This window comes from Arthrobacter sp. UYCu712 (assembly GCF_040547005.1).
Lineage (GTDB): Bacteria > Actinomycetota > Actinomycetes > Actinomycetales > Micrococcaceae > Arthrobacter.
In genome coordinates, this window is sequence record NZ_JBEPOZ010000002.1 from 13471 (window position 1) to 30024 (window position 16554).

General features: G+C 66.8%; 19 protein-coding genes. 6 read left to right on the top strand and 13 right to left on the bottom strand.

Annotated features, from left to right (window positions below; genetic code table 11):
- Positions 1 to 9: 9 nt before the first annotated feature.
- The 3 genes from sfnG to ABIB51_RS02025 are packed head-to-tail and all read left to right on the top strand — an operon-like array spanning position 10 to position 3046.
- Positions 10 to 1203 (top strand): dimethylsulfone monooxygenase SfnG, encoded by a 1194-nt coding sequence (gene sfnG / locus ABIB51_RS02015; RefSeq protein ID WP_354184974.1) that lies wholly within the window; start codon positions 10 to 12, stop codon positions 1201 to 1203.
- Entirely contained in the window at positions 1203 to 2555 is a 1353-nt protein-coding gene (locus tag ABIB51_RS02020; protein WP_354184976.1) for an O-acetylhomoserine aminocarboxypropyltransferase/cysteine synthase family protein, read from the top strand. The genes sfnG and ABIB51_RS02020 overlap by 1 nt, the downstream gene beginning before the upstream one ends.
- Positions 2552 to 3046 (top strand): CoA-binding protein, encoded by a 495-nt coding sequence (locus tag ABIB51_RS02025; RefSeq protein ID WP_354184978.1) that lies wholly within the window; start codon positions 2552 to 2554, stop codon positions 3044 to 3046. Before ABIB51_RS02020 ends, ABIB51_RS02025 begins: the two co-directional genes overlap by 4 nt.
- Here the strand turns inward: ABIB51_RS02025 and ABIB51_RS02030 are convergent.
- Both ABIB51_RS02030 and ABIB51_RS02035 read right to left on the bottom strand, forming a co-directional pair.
- Positions 3043 to 3243, bottom strand: coding sequence for a hypothetical protein (locus ABIB51_RS02030; protein ID WP_354184980.1), 201 nt, complete (start codon positions 3241 to 3243; stop codon positions 3043 to 3045). The two genes, ABIB51_RS02025 and ABIB51_RS02030, sit on opposite strands and share 4 nt — an antisense overlap.
- 179 nt (positions 3244 to 3422) lie before the next feature.
- Positions 3423 to 4433 (bottom strand): 1-aminocyclopropane-1-carboxylate deaminase, encoded by a 1011-nt coding sequence (locus tag ABIB51_RS02035; protein ID WP_354184982.1) that lies wholly within the window; start codon positions 4431 to 4433, stop codon positions 3423 to 3425.
- A 109-nt stretch (positions 4434 to 4542) separates the two neighbouring features.
- Between ABIB51_RS02035 and ABIB51_RS02040 the strand changes: the two genes are divergently transcribed.
- On the top strand, positions 4543 to 5196 hold the full coding sequence (locus ABIB51_RS02040) for a GntR family transcriptional regulator (RefSeq protein ID WP_354184984.1): 654 nt from the start codon (positions 4543 to 4545) through the stop codon (positions 5194 to 5196).
- Between the two features lie 93 nt (positions 5197 to 5289).
- Here ABIB51_RS02040 and ABIB51_RS02045 read toward each other — a convergent pair whose 3' ends face one another.
- Both ABIB51_RS02045 and ABIB51_RS02050 read right to left on the bottom strand, forming a co-directional pair.
- On the bottom strand, positions 5290 to 6579 hold the full coding sequence (locus ABIB51_RS02045) for an adenylosuccinate synthase (protein ID WP_354184986.1): 1290 nt from the start codon (positions 6577 to 6579) through the stop codon (positions 5290 to 5292).
- A gap of 181 nt (positions 6580 to 6760) precedes the next feature.
- A complete protein-coding gene (locus tag ABIB51_RS02050; RefSeq protein WP_354184988.1) occupies positions 6761 to 7036 on the bottom strand; it encodes a hypothetical protein in 276 nt (91 codons plus the stop codon).
- Between the two features lie 228 nt (positions 7037 to 7264).
- Between ABIB51_RS02050 and ABIB51_RS02055 the strand changes: the two genes are divergently transcribed.
- The gene (locus tag ABIB51_RS02055) at positions 7265 to 7897 is read left to right on the top strand and encodes a uracil-DNA glycosylase family protein (RefSeq protein ID WP_354184990.1); all 633 of its coding nucleotides are present in this window, start codon (positions 7265 to 7267) and stop codon (positions 7895 to 7897) included.
- 90 nt (positions 7898 to 7987) lie between these two features.
- On the opposite strand, the gene ABIB51_RS02060 is transcribed toward ABIB51_RS02055, so the two are convergent.
- The 3 genes from ABIB51_RS02060 to ABIB51_RS02070 form a co-directional block, all read right to left on the bottom strand.
- Positions 7988 to 8410, bottom strand: coding sequence for a DUF3151 domain-containing protein (locus tag ABIB51_RS02060; RefSeq protein WP_354184992.1), 423 nt, complete (start codon positions 8408 to 8410; stop codon positions 7988 to 7990).
- Positions 8410 to 9432 carry a class II fructose-bisphosphate aldolase gene (gene fbaA / locus ABIB51_RS02065; protein WP_354184994.1) on the bottom strand — a complete coding sequence of 341 codons (1023 nt, stop codon included), beginning with the start codon at positions 9430 to 9432 and terminating at the stop codon, positions 8410 to 8412. The genes ABIB51_RS02060 and fbaA overlap by 1 nt, the downstream gene beginning before the upstream one ends.
- A 209-nt stretch (positions 9433 to 9641) precedes the next feature.
- Positions 9642 to 10352, bottom strand: coding sequence for a TrmH family RNA methyltransferase (locus ABIB51_RS02070; protein WP_502916057.1), 711 nt, complete (start codon positions 10350 to 10352; stop codon positions 9642 to 9644).
- 54 nt (positions 10353 to 10406) lie between these two features.
- Between ABIB51_RS02070 and ABIB51_RS02075 the strand changes: the two genes are divergently transcribed.
- Positions 10407 to 11261, top strand: a complete 855-nt coding sequence (locus tag ABIB51_RS02075) for an HAD-IIA family hydrolase (RefSeq protein ID WP_354184996.1) — start codon at positions 10407 to 10409, stop codon at positions 11259 to 11261.
- Positions 11262 to 11283: 22 nt separating this feature from the next.
- Here ABIB51_RS02075 and ABIB51_RS02080 read toward each other — a convergent pair whose 3' ends face one another.
- The 6 genes from ABIB51_RS02080 to ABIB51_RS02105 all read right to left on the bottom strand — a co-directional run bounded on the left by ABIB51_RS02080 (position 11284) and on the right by ABIB51_RS02105 (position 16515).
- Complete coding sequence (locus tag ABIB51_RS02080) at positions 11284 to 12324, bottom strand: thioesterase domain-containing protein (protein WP_354184998.1); 1041 nt, start codon at positions 12322 to 12324, stop codon at positions 11284 to 11286.
- Positions 12325 to 12409: 85 nt separating this feature from the next.
- Entirely contained in the window at positions 12410 to 12961 is a 552-nt protein-coding gene (locus ABIB51_RS02085; protein WP_354185000.1) for a hypothetical protein, read from the bottom strand.
- Between the two features lie 107 nt (positions 12962 to 13068).
- Entirely contained in the window at positions 13069 to 13830 is a 762-nt protein-coding gene (locus tag ABIB51_RS02090; protein WP_354185002.1) for a GAF and ANTAR domain-containing protein, read from the bottom strand.
- A 133-nt stretch (positions 13831 to 13963) separates the two neighbouring features.
- Positions 13964 to 14548: an orotate phosphoribosyltransferase gene (gene pyrE / locus ABIB51_RS02095; RefSeq protein ID WP_354185004.1), complete on the bottom strand. Its 585-nt coding sequence runs from the start codon at positions 14546 to 14548 to the stop codon at positions 13964 to 13966.
- Complete coding sequence (locus ABIB51_RS02100) at positions 14545 to 15240, bottom strand: dihydrofolate reductase family protein (protein WP_354185006.1); 696 nt, start codon at positions 15238 to 15240, stop codon at positions 14545 to 14547. Before ABIB51_RS02100 ends, pyrE begins: the two co-directional genes overlap by 4 nt.
- A gap of 33 nt (positions 15241 to 15273) precedes the next feature.
- Entirely contained in the window at positions 15274 to 16515 is a 1242-nt protein-coding gene (locus ABIB51_RS02105) for an FAD-dependent oxidoreductase (RefSeq protein ID WP_354185008.1), read from the bottom strand.
- Positions 16516 to 16554 lie beyond the last annotated feature (39 nt).

Here is a 16554-nt window from a genome sequence, read left to right on the forward strand (position 1 = left end):
AGGAACACCATGACTGAGATCAGCAACATCGCCCGTCTTGCCGACCCCCTGAAGTTCGCGTACTGGGTGCCGAACGTTTCCGGTGGCCTGGTGGTCTCCACCATCGAACAGCGCACCGGCTGGGACTTCGACTACAACAAGAAACTCGCCCGGATCGCGGAGAACTCCGGCTTCGAATACGCCCTGACCCAGACCCGCTACGCCGCCTCCTACGGGGCGGACAAGCAACACGAGGCCACCTCGTTCAGCCTGGCGCTGCTGGCCGCCACCGAGCGGCTCAAGGTGATCTCCGCCGTCCATCCCGGCATGTGGCACCCCGGCGTGCTGGCGAAGTTCATCATCACGGCAGACCACATCTCCAACGGCCGCGCCGCCGTGAACATCGTCTCCGGCTGGCTCAAGGACGAGTTCACCAATTTCGGCCTCGAATGGCTGGAGCACGACGAACGGTACGTCCGCACCGAGGAATTCATCAAGGTCCTCCGCGGGCTCTGGACGGAGCAGGAATACAGCCAGTCCGGCAAGTACTACAACATCAACAACTTCACCCTGCAGCCAGCGCCGGTCGACGTGCCGGGCCGGGCGCACCCGGAAATTTTCTTCGGCGGCAACTCCACAGCGGCCCAGGCCACCGCCGGTCGCGTGGCTGACTGGTACTTCTCCAACGGCAAGGACCTTGACGGTTTCAAGGAGAACATCGCCGGCGTCGTGGCCGCCGGAGGAGAAAGCGGGCGCGGGCGCAGCGGCTCCCTGGCTTCCCCCAAGTTTGGCCTCAACGGCTTCGTCATCGCCCGGGATTCCGAGAAGGAAGCCCGCGAGACGCTCCGCGAGATCGTCGCCAAGGCGCACAAACCGGCGGTCCAGGGGTTCCGCGACGCAGTCCAGGAAGCCGGCGCATCCACCAAGGACGGCAAGGGCATGTGGGCCGACTCGAGCTTCGAGGACCTGGTCCAGTACAACGACGGCTTCAAGACCCAGCTGATTGGCACGCCGGAGCAGATCGCCGAACGGATCGTGGAGTACAAACGGATCGGCGTGAACCTGTTCCTCACCGGGTACCTGCACTTCCAGGAGGAAGTCGCCGGGTTCGGCCGCGACATCCTGCCGATCGTCCGCGAACTCGAGGCGGACCTGGCACGCAAGAACGGCACCGAGCTGGACCTCTCCGGAACCCCGGTCGCCAACGTGGAGGTGGCAGCGTAATGGCCGACCGCAAATTCGGATTCCGCACCCGCGCCCTGCACGCCGGCGGCACGCCCGACGCCGAGCACGGCGCCCGGGCCGTGCCGATCTACCAGACCACGTCGTTCGTGTTCAAGGACACCCAGGACGCCGCCAACCTCTTCGCCCTGCAGAAGTACGGCAACATCTACTCCCGGATCGGCAACCCCACGGTGGCCGCGTTCGAGGAGCGCATCGCCTCCCTGGAGGGCGGAATCGGTGCCGTGGCCACGTCCTCGGGCATGGCCGCGGAGTTCATCACGTTCGCCGCGCTGACCCAGGCCGGCGACCACATCGTGGCCGCCTCCCAGCTCTACGGCGGCACGGTGACTCAGCTCGACGTCACGCTGCGCCGCTTCGGCGTGGACACCACCTTCGTCCCCGGCACCGACCCGGCGGACTACGCCGCCGCGGTCCGGGAGAACACCAAGGCGATCTTCGTCGAGGTGGTGGCCAACCCGTCCTCGGAAGTCCAGGACCTCGAGGGGCTCGCCAAAGTCGCGCGCGACGCCGGCATCCCGCTCGTCGTCGACGCCACCTTGAGCACGCCGTACCTCGTGCGGCCGATCGAGCACGGGGCGGACATCGTGATCCACTCCGCCACCAAATTCCTCGGCGGCCACGGCACCACCCTGGGCGGTGTGATCGTGGAAAGCGGCCGCTTCAACTGGGGCAACGGCAAGTTCCCGACCATGACCGAGCCGGTGGCCTCCTACGGGAATGTGTCCTGGTGGGGCAACTTCGGCGAGTACGGCTTCCTGACCAAACTGCGCTGCGAGCAGCTGCGCGACATCGGCCCGGCGCTCTCCCCGCAGTCGGCCTTCCAGCTGCTGCAGGGCGTCGAAACGCTCCCCCAGCGGTTGGACGAGCACTTGAAGAACGCGCAGGCCGTCGCCGAATGGCTCGAGGCGGACGAGCGCGTGGCCTACGTGAACTTCTCCGGCTTGCCCTCCCACCCGCACTTCGAGCGGGCGAAGAAGTACCTGCCGCTGGGTCCGGGCTCGGTTTTCTCGTTCGGCGTCAAGGGCGGGCGTGCCGCGGGCCAGAAGTTCATCGAGTCCCTGCAGCTGGCCTCGCATCTGGCCAATGTTGGCGACTCCCGGACCCTCGTGATCCACCCGGGTTCCACGACCCACCAGCAGCTCAGCCCCGAGCAGCTCGAGTCCGCCGGGGTCCCCGAGGACCTCGTCCGGATCTCCATCGGGCTCGAAGACATCGACGACATCCTCTGGGACCTCGACCAGGCACTGGACGCCGCGTCGGAGGGAGCAGACGTAGAGTCCTCCGCGGATGTGCTGCCGGCCGACACCTGCACGATCGGAGCACGCGCATGAGCACGGAAGCACGAACCTGGGCCGGGCCGTCAGCGCCGGAACGCCTGAATCTGCTGCGGCAGGCGAAGTCGATCGCGATTGTGGGCGCCTCGGACAAGCCGTCCCGGGCCAGCTACTTCGTGGCCACCTACCTGCAGTCCTCGACACGGTACAAGGTGTACTTCGTCAACCCGGTGGTGAAGGAGATCCTGGGCCAGCCGACGTACGCGTCGCTGGCGGATCTGCCGGAGAGCCCGGACATTGTGGACGTGTTCCGCAAGCATGATGACCTGCCGGGTGTCCTGGACGAGGCCATCGCGGCCGGCGCCAAAACGCTGTGGCTGCAATTGGGCTCGTGGCACGAGGACGTTGCCAAGGAGGCGGAAGCGGCCGGACTCGACGTTGTGATGGACCGCTGCGTGAAAATTGAGCATGCCCGCTTTCACGGCGGCCTGCACCTCGCCGGGTTCGACACCGGGGTGATTTCCTCCAAGCGGCAGGTCCTCGCCTAAGGCTCCGGGGCCGGGCTGGCGTCCTCCTCCCCGGCGCGCCCGGCTGCCGGGGAAGTGTCAGGGGTGGCGTCCGGGAAGTCTGCGCCCTCGGCGGGCTCTTGGGAATGGACCCGGATCTCGGACACGTCAGCCGTCGGATCTCCTTCGGCCGGCGCCTCGCTGTGTCGGCGTTCGAATCCCTCAGGCGTTTCGCTCATGTCGCGTCCTTTCGTGTGGCTTCCCCGGACACTTCCCCAGACGGCTTCCCGGAGGTCTGCATCGGGGGCCATGGATTTGCCGGGAGTACTGCTTTTTCTCATGGTGGCTCGGACTGGCTCCATGGTCAAGAACTTCCGGGATCGCCGGCGGATCCCTGCCCGGGACGGTGGGCGCCGTGTCAGGAACGGAAGAGCCCGCTGTAGGCGTTGAGGGCGATTTGGCCGCCCAGGTGGGCGTAGAGGACATTGCTGCCGGCCGGAATCTCCCGGCTTTCCACGAGGTCGATCAGCCCTGCGAGGGACTTGCCCTCATAGACGGGGTCCGTGATCATGGCCTCGAGTGAGGCGCCCAGGCGGATGGCTTCCAGGGTGGACTCGACGGGGATGCCGTAGCGGTCCCCGGCCCAGCCTTCCAAGACGTTGATTTCGTCGTCCCGGAGCTCCCGGCCGAGGCCGATCAGCCCGGCAGTGTTCCGGGCTATGCGTTCAACCTGGTCGCGGGTCTTCTGCAGTGTGGCCGAGGCATCGATGCCGATCACGCGGCGCGGTTTGTCCTGGCCGGCAAAACCCGCGATCATCCCGGCGTGGGTGGACCCCGTGACCGTGCAGACGACGATCGTGTCGAAGAAAATGCCGAGCTCGCGTTCCTGCTCTTCCACCTCGAAGGCCCAGTTGGCGAAGCCCAGCCCGCCCAGCCTGTGGTCGGACCCGCCGGCCGGGATGGCGTACGGCTTGCCGCCGGCGGCCTTGACCTCTTCGATGGCGCTTTCCCAGCTGCTGCGGATGCCGATGTCAAAGCCCGCACTGTCCAGCCTGACGTCGGCCCCCATGATGCGCGAGAGCAGGATGTTGCCCACGCGGTCGGACAGCGGATCCGGCCAGTCGACCCAGTTTTCCTGGACCAGCCGGGCTTTGAGGCCGAGTTTCGCGGCTACGGCCGCGACCTGGCGGGTGTGGTTGGACTGATAGCCGCCAATGGAGACCAGCGTGTCGGCGCCCTGCGCCAGGGCCTCCGGGACGAAGTACTCCAGCTTGCGGGTCTTGTTGCCGCCAAACGCGAGGCCGCTGTTGACGTCCTCCCGTTTCGCCCAGATCCGGGCACCGCCGAGGTGCGCGCTGAGCCGCGGGAGCGGGTGGACGGGGCTCGGTCCAAACATCAGGGGGTAGCGTTCGAAATCGGTGATGGCCATCGACGGTCCTTCGCTCGTGGTGGGAAACGGCATCTGCAGTTCAATATGCAATATATTGCATTGTCCGATACGCGTCCCGGGAGAACAAGGGCGATATACGATATGTTGCATGCCTGTCCCCTCGCTCTCCGGAGTCCACAAGCGGCCCCTGCTCCGGGACAACGTCTTCGAATCGATCCTGACCGCGATCGTCGACGGCACGTTCGTGCCCGGCGAACGGCTGAAAGACACGGAGCTGGAAGCGTGGCTGGGCGTCAGCCGGACCCCCATCCGGGAGGCCCTGCTGCGGCTGGAACGCGCCGGCCTGGTGATGGCGCTGCCGGGCAAGGCAACCATCGTCGCCCCCTACGACCAGGCGTCGACCGTCAGCACGCAGCAGGTGGTGGCCGGGCTGCACGAGCTGGCCGCGCGCCTGGCCGTCCCGCTCCTGACGGAGGATCACCTTACCGCCATGGCCGAGGCCAACTCACGCTTCGAACAGGCCCTGCAGGATGCGGATGTCGAGTCGGCGCTCCGGGCCGACGACGAATTCCACGCCGTCTTTGTCACGGTCAGCGGCAACCCGGTGCTCCACGGGCTCCTTGAGCAGACCACGCCGGTGCTGCGCCGGGTGGAGCGGATGCGCTTCGGTTCCTTCGCCGCCCGGGGTTCGGTGGCGCAGCACGCCGAAATCATCAGGCTCGCCCGCCTCGGCGACGCCGAAGCGGCCGCCCGTTTGTGCCGCGAGAACTGGCTTTCGCTGGCTTTCACGTCCGCGGAGTAGTCCCGGCTGACGGTCGGGTTTGCTTAACCACGACGACGGCGGCGGGCCACCTTTCCAGGTGACCCGCCGCCGTCGTAGTTCAGTCAGTCAGTGTCAGTCATGGATCAGGTCGTTGATCACGATGGTCTGGTCGCGGTCCGGGCCGACGCCGATCGCGGAGAAACGCGTGCCGGAAAGCTTTTCCAGTGCCAGCACGTAGTTCCTGGCGTTTTCCGGCAGGTCCTCCAGCGTGCGGGCGGTCGTGATGTCCTCGGTCCAGCCGTCGAAGAACTCGAAAATCGGCTTGGCGTGGTGGAATTCGGTCTGCGTCATCGGCATTTCCTCGTGCCGGACACCGTCGACGTCGTAGGCCACGCAGACCGGGATCTGCTCGATGCCCGTCAGCACGTCCAGCTTGGTCACGAAGTAGTCCGTGAAGCCGTTGACGCGGGAGGCGTGGCGGGCCAGCACGGCGTCGTACCAGCCGCAGCGGCGGGGACGGCCGGTGTTGACGCCGAATTCGCCGCCGGTCTTCTGCAGGTACATGCCCATCTCATCGAAGAGCTCCGTGGGGAACGGCCCGGCGCCCACGCGGGTGGTGTACGCCTTGATGATGCCGATGGAACGCGAGATCCGGGTGGGGCCGATGCCTGAGCCCACGGAGGCGCCGCCGGCCGTCGGGTTTGAGGACGTCACGAACGGGTAGGTGCCGTGGTCAACGTCCAGGAAAGTGGCCTGGCCGCCCTCCATGAGGACCACCTTGCCCTCGTCCAGGGCGGTGTTCAGGACGTAGGTGCTGTCGATGACCAGCGGGCGGAGGCGCTCGGCGAAGGACAGGAAGTACTCCACGATCTCGTCCACCTCGATGTCGCGGCGGTTGTAGACCTTGACCAGGAGCTCGTTCTTCTGGCGCAGCGAGCCTTCGACCTTCTGGCGCAGGATCGAGGCGTCAAAGACGTCCTGCACGCGGATGCCGAGGCGGGCCACCTTGTCCATGTAGGCCGGGCCGATGCCGCGTCCGGTGGTGCCGATGGCGCGGGAGCCGAGGAAACGCTCGGTGACCTTGTCCAGGACCTGGTGGTAGGGCGCCACGAGGTGGGCGTTGGCGGAGACGCGGAGCTTGGAGGTGTCCGCGCCGCGGGCTTCCAGGCCGTCGATCTCCTGGAACAGGGCTTCCAGGTTCACCACGCAGCCGTTGCCGATGATCGGAACCGCGTTGGGGCTCAGGATGCCGGCCGGAAGGAGCTTAAGCTCATACTTCTCACCGCCCACGACGACCGTGTGTCCGGCGTTGTTGCCGCCGTTGGGCTTGACGACGTAGTCGACGCGGCCGCCAAGCAGGTCAGTGGCCTTACCTTTGCCTTCGTCGCCCCATTGGGCTCCGACGATCACGATTGCTGGCATGGGATCCTCCCCCATTCGTTCGGGCCGACTCCCGTTTCATCCACCGTGCCTGGTTCACCAAGGTGGGTCGCCGGAGGTCAGCGCCGTTCATGAGAATGCCCCGAATCTACCGCTGTGCTCTTACCATCAACGCCAGAGTCCGGGGCTCTTACCACCCAAGTTTAGCCGATCACCGTGCCGGTCACTCATTCGACCGCCCAATGGACTTGCCGGCGGTGCATGGCGGCGGCCCGCTAGGCTGCGGTGAACGCCAGGGCGGCCCCGGCGAGTCCCGGCCCAGCTTGAACGCCATCTCATCGCCGTTCAGGCAGGCGATGGCCTTGCGGTTCACCACAAGGGCCCGCGCCCCAAACGTCTGGCCGAGGACGACGCCGGCCCCGGCCAGGTCCGCTGCCACTCCTTCGAAGGACACGACGGCGGCGGCGGAGGATTCCTTCTTCTTCATAGCGTTCGTCATAGCTGCATCATCCACCAGGCCGGCACCGGGCCGCCATTAGTCGGGACGGGGACAGCATCACCCCGGCCGCGGTCCAGCATTTCGCTGGGCTTGATAGACTGATTAGGACCGACCAGGAATCGGTCCACACCACATTTTCAAACCACACCGGATCCAGCGTGCCCTGTATTTGGCGTGCCCGCGTCCGGTATGGCAGCTTTACCAATCCCGCAGGAGACACAGCAACATATGACAGCCTTGGCCACTGAAAATTTCCGCGAGCAGCTCCTGAGCCGCCGCTACGAACCTAGCGTCGCAGCCGTCAACGAGCTGTGCGACACGCTGCAGGCCACCAAAGCTGGCACCACTGTCCCTTACGTGGACCCCATGCACGACATCGACGAGTGCCGCATCATCAGCCTCTTCTCCAATATCGGCACCGATGACCCGTCCGGCTTCATCACCGCGGGCGACGAGGAAGCCGCCACCCGGATGCTCGGTGTCCAGTGGAAGCTGGGCCTGCGTCCCGAGTTCGTGATGCCCTGGAACGTCCACCCGTGGCACGTTCCCGGCGAGCCCAACGGCAAGTTCACGCCGGACCAGATTTCTGCCGGGCTCAAGCCGCTGCTGAAGTTCCTGGCCGTCGTTCCCCGCGCCTCGGTGATCGTGGCCCACGGCACGGAGGCCAACCGGCTCGCCAACCTGCTGCTCAAGACCGAGGTGCCCATGATCTGGCGCCGCGGCCTGAAGACCTACAAGGTGCGCTCGCTGAGCGGCCGCGCGTTCGCCGGGACCCCGGCCCGCCAGGAGCAGTACCTCGAAGAGATGCACACTGTCTACCTGGATGCCATGGCGCGCACCGGCCTGACCAAGACCAACTAGTCCCCACCCGCACCCTGCGGGCGTGGGCCCACCCCACGAAAACGGCGGCTGTCCACCTTCCGGTGGCAGCCGCCGTCGTCGTTAAGGCAGTTACTTTGCTTCGATCGCTGCCTTGGCCGCGGGATCGGAGTCGTTGAGGAATTTCTGGATCCGTTCCGGTTCCTCGGCTTCGCCGATCGCCGCGGAGGCGCGGCCCAGCGAATACAGGGCGCGCAGGAAACCGCGGTTGGGTTCGTGCTCCCACGGGATGGGCCCGACGCCGCGCCAGCCGTTGCGGCGCAGCGAGTCCAGGCCGCGGTGGTAGCCGACGCGGGAATAGGCGTAGGAATCGATGGTCCGGCCCTCGCTCCAGGCTTCCTCGGCCAGGACGGCCCACAGGAGCGAGGACGTCGGGTGCTTCTCCACCAGATCCAGCGCTTCCTGGCCCGCGTCCAGCGCCGCGTAGACCTCGGTCTCAGCGGGCAGGAGCGTGGGCTCGGGGCCCATCAGGTTCTTGCGGAACTCGTCGGACATTACTTGAGCGACTTGCCGGTCGAGCCGAGCTGCTGGGCTGCCTCGACGACGCGGGCCGCGAGGCCGGCTTCGGCCGACGCGCCCCAGACTCGGGGATCGTAGAGCTTCTTGTTGCCGACCTCGCCGTCAACCTTCAGCACACCGTCGTAGTTGCGGAGCATGTGGTCCACAACGGGGCGGGTGTAGGCGTACTGCGTGTCGGTGTCGATGTTCATCTTGATGGTTCCGTAGGAGACGGCGTCGGCGATCTCCTTCTCGGAGGAGCCGGAACCGCCGTGGAAAACGAGGTCGAACGGGTTGGCCTTGCCGATCTTGGCGCCCACCTGCTCCTGGATGTCCTTGAGGATCTCCGGGCGAAGCTTGACGCCGCCGGGCTTGTAGACGCCGTGCACGTTGCCGAAGGTCAGCGCGGTGATGTAGCGGCCGTTTTCGCCGGAACCGAGGGCCTCGATGGTGGCAAGGGCGTCCTCGACGGTGGTGTAAAGCTTGTCGTTGATGGCGTTCTCGACGCCGTCTTCCTCGCCGCCGACGGTGCCGATCTCGACCTCGAGGATCATCTTGGCGGATGCGGTGCGCTCGAGGAGTTCACGGGCGATCCGCAGGTTCTCCTGCAGGGTCTCGGCGGAGCCATCCCACATGTGCGAGTTGAAGATCGGGTTGCGGCCGGCCTTGACCTCAGCCTCGGAGGCAGCCAGCAGCGGCAGGACGAAGCCCTCGAGCTTGTCCTTGGGGCAGTGGTCCGTGTGCAGGGCGATGTTGACGCCGTAGTTCTTGGCAACTTCGCGGGCGAACGCGGCGAAGCCCAGCGAACCGGCAACCATGTCCTTGGTGGAGGCGCCGGACCAGTAGGCAGCGCCGCCGGTGGAGACCTGGACGATGCCGTCGGACTCGGCCTCGGCGAAGCCGCGGAGGGCGGCGTTCAGGGTCTGGGAGGAGGTGACGTTGACAGCCGGGAACGCGAAGCCGTCCGCCTTGGCGCGGTCGATCATCTCGGAGTAGATCTCTGGGGTTGCAATGGGCATGCTGACTCCTAAAGTGAATTTCGTCTACGGGCTGGTGATCCTGGAGGGAACCTCGTCGGCTAGGAACCATCCTAGTCATTCCTGCGCCGGGGCCGTGTCTGCGGTCACTGCGCCCGTGTAATACTCGCGCCCCGGCGGCTCCGCCTACCCCTCACCCGCCTGTGGCCCCGGCCCAGACGGCAGATCGCGGCAGTGTTGGGCGAACGTCCCTACCCCGGGAGTTGGCCGAACACGTGCCGGCGGATCCACGCGTGCATCGCGATGGCCGCGGCGGAAGCGGCGTTCATGGACCGGGTGGAACCGAACTGCTCGATCGAGAGAGTGGCGAGGGCGGCATCGTGGACCTCCGGCGTCAGCCCCGGGCCCTCCTGGCCGAACACCAGCACGCAGTCCCTGGGGAGCTCGTAGGTCTCCAGCGGGACGGAGTCCGGGAAGATGTCGATCCCGATGATCGCCAGCCCCTCCCCCTGCGCCCAGGCCACAAAGTCGTCCACGGTGGGGTGGTGGCGGACGTGCTGGTAGCGGTCGGTGACCATGGCCCCGCGGCGGTTCCACCGGCGTCGTCCGATGATGTGGACTTCCTTGGCGAGGAAGGCGTTGGCGGTCCGGACCACGGTGCCGATGTTGAGGTCGTGCTGCCAGTTCTCGATCGCGATGTGGAAATTGTGACGCCGGGAGTCGAGATCCGCCACGATCGCCTCGTGCTTCCAGTAGCGGTATTTGTCGACGACGTTGCGGCGGTCCCCGTCGGCCAGGAGGTCAGGGTCCCAGTGGTCCCCCGGCGGCAGCTCGCCCTCCCACGGCCCGACACCGACCTCCGCCTTGGATTCCGCCCCGGCTTCCGGCTCGGCTACTCCCCCGGATTCTGTCGCGGACGCAGGGCCGGGAGTGGGTTCGCTGGAGGTCTCGGGTTCAGTCACCACTCAACATTAGACTGGGACACAGGAAGCGGCACACTATCGGCGGAGGGCACCATGGCGGACCAGCGGACACACGAAAGAACAGATCCGGACGAGGTGCGCTCAACGGCGTCGAAGTACCGCAGCGGCCAGGACATCGAGTGCTGGCTGACGGACATGGACGGCGTCCTGGTGCACGAGAACCAGCCCATCCCCGGCGCCGCGGAACTGATCCAGCGCTGGGTGGACACCTCCAGGCGGTTCCTGGTCCTGACCAACAACTCCATCTTCACGCCGCGGGACCTGGCGGCGCGGCTGAAGAGTTCCGGCCTGGAAATCCCGGAGGAGAATATCTGGACCTCCGCCCTGGCGACGGCCCAGTTCCTCAAGGACCAAGTGCGCGGCTCGGACTCCGGCAACCGCGCCTACACCATCGGCGAAGCAGGACTCACGACGGCGTTGCACGAGGCCGGCTTCATCCTCACCGACCAGGACCCGGACTTCGTGGTGCTGGGCGAAACGCGCACGTACTCCTTTGAAGCGATCACGATGGCCATCCGCCTGATCCTGGGGGGCGCCCGGTTCATCGCCACCAACCCGGACGCTACCGGGCCCTCGAAGGATGGACCGATGCCGGCCACCGGCGCCATCGCCGCGCTGATCACCAAGGCAACCGGCCGCGAGCCCTATATCGTCGGCAAGCCGAACCCGATGATGTTCCGCTCCGCGATGAACCAGATCGATGCGCACTCCGAAACCACGGCGATGATCGGTGACCGGATGGACACCGACATCATCGCCGGCATGGAAGCCGGGCTGCACACGGTCCTGGTCCTCAGCGGCATCACGCAGCGCGACGACATCGCGGCCTACCCGTTCCGGCCCAACCAGATCCTGAACTCCGTGGCGGACCTGAAGAACCAGATCTAGCCGTGCTGCGCCGGGGAGGGCCCTAGAACGCCGTCTTTTTGCCTCCGCCGGAGGGCAGCGGGAACAGTTCGTCCTGCAGCTCCTCGATCAGGGGGCGGTAGACGGCGGGATTCCACCCCGGGCTGGCGTGCGCCGGCCGGGCGCCGTCGGTGCGCAGCTCGTCGGAAACCATGTTGGCCTTGAAGGTCAGCATCCACGCATCCCGTGCGGTCTCGTAGTCCACGGTGCGGTCGCGCGGGTTCCCGATGAACGCCATCCGCGTATCCCCGAGCTTCCCGGCGAAGCGGCTGGCATCGTAGTGGTAGATGTAGGCGGACTCCGACTGGATCAGGACGCTGGAAGGGGCAATCGGCGAGAGCTGCTCCAGCGTCTGGTCCAGGACCTGACCCCAGCTGCGTTCGTCCTTGTGCAGCATCCGCTCACCAAGTTCGTACCCGCCGCGCAGCACAGAGGGGAACCGGAATCCGGTCTCATAGAGGAACACCACCCCCTCGAACCAGCTCTGGTCCAGCACGTCGTGTCTGCTGTTGGGGCTGGAATCGAGCAGTATGAACGCCACTTCGAATCCGTGCAGTTCCCGGAGCCGGGCCGCGACCTGCGTGGCCACCATGCCGCCGAAACTGTGGCCGTAGAAATACAGCGTGGTGAGGTTCCGGGCACGCACGAATTCAATCACGGCGATCACGATCTGGTCGATGTCCAGGCCCACGTTCGAATAGCCGACGGCGGCCAGCTGGCCACGCTTGTTCAGGGCACCACGGAGGGCGTTGAGGATCCACTGGGCTTCCTCCCAGCTGGTTTTGTAGCCGGGAAACAGGATCCAGCTGGCCTTGGGGAAGTACTTTTCGGCGGTCTCGTCCGGAACGGTGAGAATGTCGTTCACCCGCCGGGCTGTCTGGACGCGGCGGGTGAGCAGCATGTCCGCGGCCAGGACCGACGCGGTACCGGTGCCGATGAGGAAATTCCGGCGCGAGAAACGCTTCAGTTCTGCGGCGTGCCGGAGTATGCGGGCCCCGGCGGAACCGGGGCCGCACGCATCGTTTTCTTCGCTCTCACGCGGCACACCCCTACCGTATCCACTGCCGATCGCGGATCCGTAACCGGGCCGGATAACAGCTCAGCCACGGTCTCCGGGGACGCAGCCGGGCCTAGGCGGGTTCGGGCTCGCGGCCGACCTCGCGCCGGCTGATTTCGAGGCCGATCTCGTCGTAGGAGGCCAGGAGTTCCGAGCTGGCCATGTCGGCGGGGTCATCGAGCCTGCCGAACACGGAGTCGCTCGCGGCCAGGAGTTCATCGTCGGTGAAGCCGGTCAGCGTGCGCGTTCCCGAGGAGTCGAGGGACGCCGTGAAATCGCCCGAGATATCGATGGAGCGCAGCACGGCGGCGGGGTCCTCGCGGTCAGGGTTCAGGTCCAGCGAGACTCCGGTGGCCGCCGAAACGGCGCCCGCCACGTCCGGCCGGGCCGCGCCGCCGTCGATCGTGTTGAGGTCGTTCCGCAGACCGGCGAGGGCCACAGATTCAACGAATCCGGCACGGCCGAGGTCAACGCGGATGTGGGAGCTGATGCCCATTTGGCGGACGCGCTGGATGATCTGCAGGAGAAATGGTCGCGATGCCTGCGTGAGGCTCCCTCGGACGTCGATCCGGACAACATCCGAGGCGATGTCGAGTTTGACGTGGGCGTTGAGATTCTGGTCCATAGGTACTCCAAAAAAGGGTGTCTATGGCCGACGGCTCAACCTCATTCAGCGTAACGGCAGCAGGGACCGGGCACAAGTCATACGCCACTACCGGATGAGCGGCAGGGTCAGACTGCCTCTTTCCGGCCGGGCTCTTCGAAGTGGGTGCGGGTCGCGGCGCCGCCAACCGACTGCACCAGCGAGCTCGCGATGTCACGCAGTTTGACGTTGCCGTTGCTGGACGCGTCGGTGAGGATCCGGACGGCGGTCTCCTGGTTGCAGCGGTTCTGCGCCATGACAATCCCGACGGCCATGTCGATGACTGTGCGGGATTCGAGGGTGGCCCGGAGGTTCGTGGCGCTGTCCGTGTGCAGGGAGAAGCGGACCGCCAGCCGGAGTGCCTGGGAGATCTCGCGGGTGTAACCGCGAGCCCGGGCAGCGACGTCGCCGTCGAACTTGCGCGGCACGTCCGAGTACAGGTTCAGTGCCGCCTGGGCGTCGCCCTGTAGGTGGAAGGGCACGGACAGCACCGAACGCAGCCCGTGCGAGGCGACGGCGTCGGCGTAGTCGGGTCCCCAGCGGTCTTCTTCAAAGAGGTCCGGGACGTAGACTTCGCGCTCTTCCTTTGCCGCGGTCAGGCAGGGGCCCTGCGACAGTGAGTACTGGATCTCGTCCACTTCGCGGGCGGAGTCACTGCTCCAGCCGATCGTGGCGGCCTTCCGGTCCCGCAGGAGAGTGATTCCGCACAGTGCATCATCGCCGGAGCCCGCCACCTGGTGCGCGGAGAACCGCGCGAGTTCGTTGAGGAACACCTCGAAGTCCGCGCTGTCCAGAATGAGGTTCTGGATCTGGTCGACACTGCTCAACTCAAGGTCAGCACCCGGGGACATGCCGGGACTCAGGGGATGTTCGGACGGGAGCATGGCGCGTGTTCTCCAAGGGGCGGGTACTGGGTGTTAGTTAAGAAATGATAAGTCACCCCCCTGTGCCCGTCCACATGCCCCGGCCCGCCCGGCGGCGTCCCTAGTCGAGGCCGAGCTCGTCCTTGCCGAACGCGAAGAGGTAGGGAACCCCGGCTTCGGCTTCGATCTTTTCCTTGGCGCCGGTGTCGCGGTCCACGATCACGGCGACGGCCACGACGTTGCCGCCGGCCTTCCGGACGCCCTCGACGGCGGTCAGCGCGGAGCCGCCCGTGGTGGAGGTGTCCTCCAGGACCAGCACCTGGCGGCCCTCGACGGAGGGGCCCTCCACCTGCCGGCCCATGCCGTAGGACTTCTGCGCCTTGCGGACCACAAACGCGTCGATGGGGCGGCCCGCGTCGACGGCGGCGTGCATCACGGCGGTGCCCACGGGGTCTGCGCCCATGGTGAGTCCGCCGGCGCACTCAAAGTCGATCCCGGCGTCGGCCAGCAGCGAGAGCATGACCTGCCCGACCAGCTTGGACGCCTCGTGGTGCAGGGTGATGCGGCGCAGGTCGATGTAGTAGTCGGCTTCCGCCCCGCTGGAGAGGATTACCTGGCCGCGGACCACGGCCAGTTCCTTGATCAGTTCCAGCAGGCGGGCACGGGCAGCGGAAGTGTCAGAGGCAGAGTCAAGGGTGGCAGTCATGGGACCCAGTTTAGTGGGCGGCGCGCAACGGGAATCCAGACGGACGCCCAGATGACGACGCAGGGGCCCAGGCCCGCCGCACCACGCAGGGCCGGCTGGCGCTCAGGTGCGGACCGGGGCTTCCGGGGGACGGCGGGCATCAAGCGCGTATTCGAGTTCGACCAGCCCGGCGTCGTACGTCTCCCTCTCAGCAGCTTCAACAGGGTCGGGTCCTGGCCGGCCGGAAACACGCCGCGCCCCGCGCCGATCGCCACCGGCATGACAACGAGGCGCATGGCGTCCACTTCGCCGGCCGCAAAAAACGCTTCGCTCAGGGTCAGGCTGCCCCACAGCACGATGGTGCCCGCGACCTCCCTTTTGATGCGTCGGATCGCCTCGACCGCGTCGCCCGATTCAATGGTTGCCTCGGCCAGTCCGCCCCACGGCGCCCTCTGGAGCTGCCGGGAAGACACGTAGCGGCGGAGCGCGTTGAGTGCGGGCGCAATGATCTCGCCGTCGGATGCGGGAGTCGGCCAGAATTCAACGAACATCCGGTAGGTGGCTGCCCCGAGCACCACCGCCTCGACGGTGGCCAGCCACTCCTGCTGGCTTTGGTCGAACTCGGCGGTGCCGCCTTGGAGCAGTTCGTAGGCGGTGAATTCGTTGTCGATATTGGCGGCGAACCCGTCGGCCGTCACAAATTCCTGGACCACCAGTTGACCCATGATCGGTTGCTCGCTCCTTGCTCACAGGTGTTGCGGGGCGCGCCGGGCGAAGGCCGGCGCATGCTCGGGGCGGGGCCCGAACGCGACGAAACGCGGCACAAGCCTGCCGACCGCCGGGATCCGGCGGGCCAGGAACAGCAGCACGGCCGGAGCGCCGGACCGCTGTCCGGTCATGATGGGCCCGAACACCACACGGTGCATGACCCGCTGGACCGTCTGCACGACGACGGTCGGGGGCCGCCGTCGTCGTTCGACTTTTGCCAGCTCCGCCCGGGACACCCGCCCGCGGAGCAGCGCCGGGGCAAGGCAGTCCGCCGCGGCAACAGCGTCCTGGATGGCCAGGTTGATGCCCACCCCACCCGCCGGGGACATCGCGTGGGCGGCGTCTCCGATGCAGAGCAGTCCGTTAATGTGCCATTCGCGCAGCCGGTCCAGGCGCACGTCCAGCCAGTGCAGGTCCTCCAGTGAGGCGATGGAGTCCACCCTGTCGGCAAGGTCGGGACGCAGCGCCGCAACCCGCCGCCGGAACCCCTCGATGCCTTCTGCCGTGATCCGCACATCCGTACCCTTGGGGGCGAGGTAACCCATCTGGAAGTAGTCGTCCCGGAACAGGGCCAGGAGGGCCTCGCCCCGGCCGAATGCCGGCACGATGCCCGCCACTTCGCCGTGCTCGGAGGCGTAGCGGGGCAGCCGGAACCACCAGGCGTCAAAGGGCACGGGATACTCTTTCGGCGCCAGCCCGGCTGCGCGGCGCAGCGCTGAATGCCGGCCGTCCGTGGCGACCACCAGATCGGCCAGCAGTTCGCCCTCGTCGCCGGTCGAGGTGCGGTACCGGACCCCCCGGACCCGGCCGCCGTTGCGGATCAGGGCGGTGGCTTTGTGGCCCATCAGTAAAGTGAAGGACGGTTCCTGCGCGGCCGCGGCGGCCAGGAAGTTCAGGAAGTCCCATTGCGGCATCATGGCGACGTAGTTGTAGGGCGGGGGCAGCGAATCGAAGTTGCCCATTGTCACGGGCGGACCTCCCGGCACGGGGAAGGCGACGTTGCTCAGTTTGCTCTGCGGCAGCCGGCGGAACTCCTCGCCCAGGCCGAGCTCGTCGATCAGCCGGATGGTGGACGCATGGACGGTGTCGCCCCGGAAGTCCCGGAAGAAATCGGCGTGCTTCTCCAGCACTGTCACCTGCACACCGGCCCGCGCCAGCAGCAGTCCCAGCATCATGCCGGCCGGTCCGCCGCCGACCACCGCGCATCCGGTCTTCTCCATGGCCCCACGGTACGCCGCTGCGGCGCCGGACGGGAGCGG

Bases quoted from the DNA above. Each gene is read 5' to 3' on its own strand.
- ABIB51_RS02105 (WP_354185008.1), bottom strand. From the start codon at position 16,515: ATGGAGAAGACCGGATGCGCGGTGGTCGGCGGCGGACCGGCCGGCATG.
- ABIB51_RS02075 (WP_354184996.1), top strand. From the start codon at position 10,407: ATGGCGGACCAGCGGACACACGAAAGAACAGATCCGGACGAGGTGCGC.
- ABIB51_RS02040 (WP_354184984.1), top strand. From the start codon at position 4,543: ATGCCTGTCCCCTCGCTCTCCGGAGTCCACAAGCGGCCCCTGCTCCGG.
- ABIB51_RS02090 (WP_354185002.1), bottom strand. From the start codon at position 13,830: ATGTCCCCGGGTGCTGACCTTGAGTTGAGCAGTGTCGACCAGATCCAG.
- ABIB51_RS02050 (WP_354184988.1), bottom strand. From the start codon at position 7,036: ATGACGAACGCTATGAAGAAGAAGGAATCCTCCGCCGCCGCCGTCGTG.
- ABIB51_RS02045 (WP_354184986.1), bottom strand. From the start codon at position 6,579: ATGCCAGCAATCGTGATCGTCGGAGCCCAATGGGGCGACGAAGGCAAA.
- ABIB51_RS02085 (WP_354185000.1), bottom strand. From the start codon at position 12,961: ATGGACCAGAATCTCAACGCCCACGTCAAACTCGACATCGCCTCGGAT.
- sfnG (WP_354184974.1), top strand. From the start codon at position 10: ATGACTGAGATCAGCAACATCGCCCGTCTTGCCGACCCCCTGAAGTTC.
- ABIB51_RS02055 (WP_354184990.1), top strand. From the start codon at position 7,265: ATGACAGCCTTGGCCACTGAAAATTTCCGCGAGCAGCTCCTGAGCCGC.
- ABIB51_RS02035 (WP_354184982.1), bottom strand. From the start codon at position 4,433: ATGGCCATCACCGATTTCGAACGCTACCCCCTGATGTTTGGACCGAGC.
- pyrE (WP_354185004.1), bottom strand. From the start codon at position 14,548: ATGACTGCCACCCTTGACTCTGCCTCTGACACTTCCGCTGCCCGTGCC.
- ABIB51_RS02060 (WP_354184992.1), bottom strand. From the start codon at position 8,410: ATGTCCGACGAGTTCCGCAAGAACCTGATGGGCCCCGAGCCCACGCTC.
- ABIB51_RS02020 (WP_354184976.1), top strand. From the start codon at position 1,203: ATGGCCGACCGCAAATTCGGATTCCGCACCCGCGCCCTGCACGCCGGC.
- ABIB51_RS02025 (WP_354184978.1), top strand. From the start codon at position 2,552: ATGAGCACGGAAGCACGAACCTGGGCCGGGCCGTCAGCGCCGGAACGC.
- fbaA (WP_354184994.1), bottom strand. From the start codon at position 9,432: ATGCCCATTGCAACCCCAGAGATCTACTCCGAGATGATCGACCGCGCC.
- ABIB51_RS02030 (WP_354184980.1), bottom strand. From the start codon at position 3,243: ATGAGCGAAACGCCTGAGGGATTCGAACGCCGACACAGCGAGGCGCCG.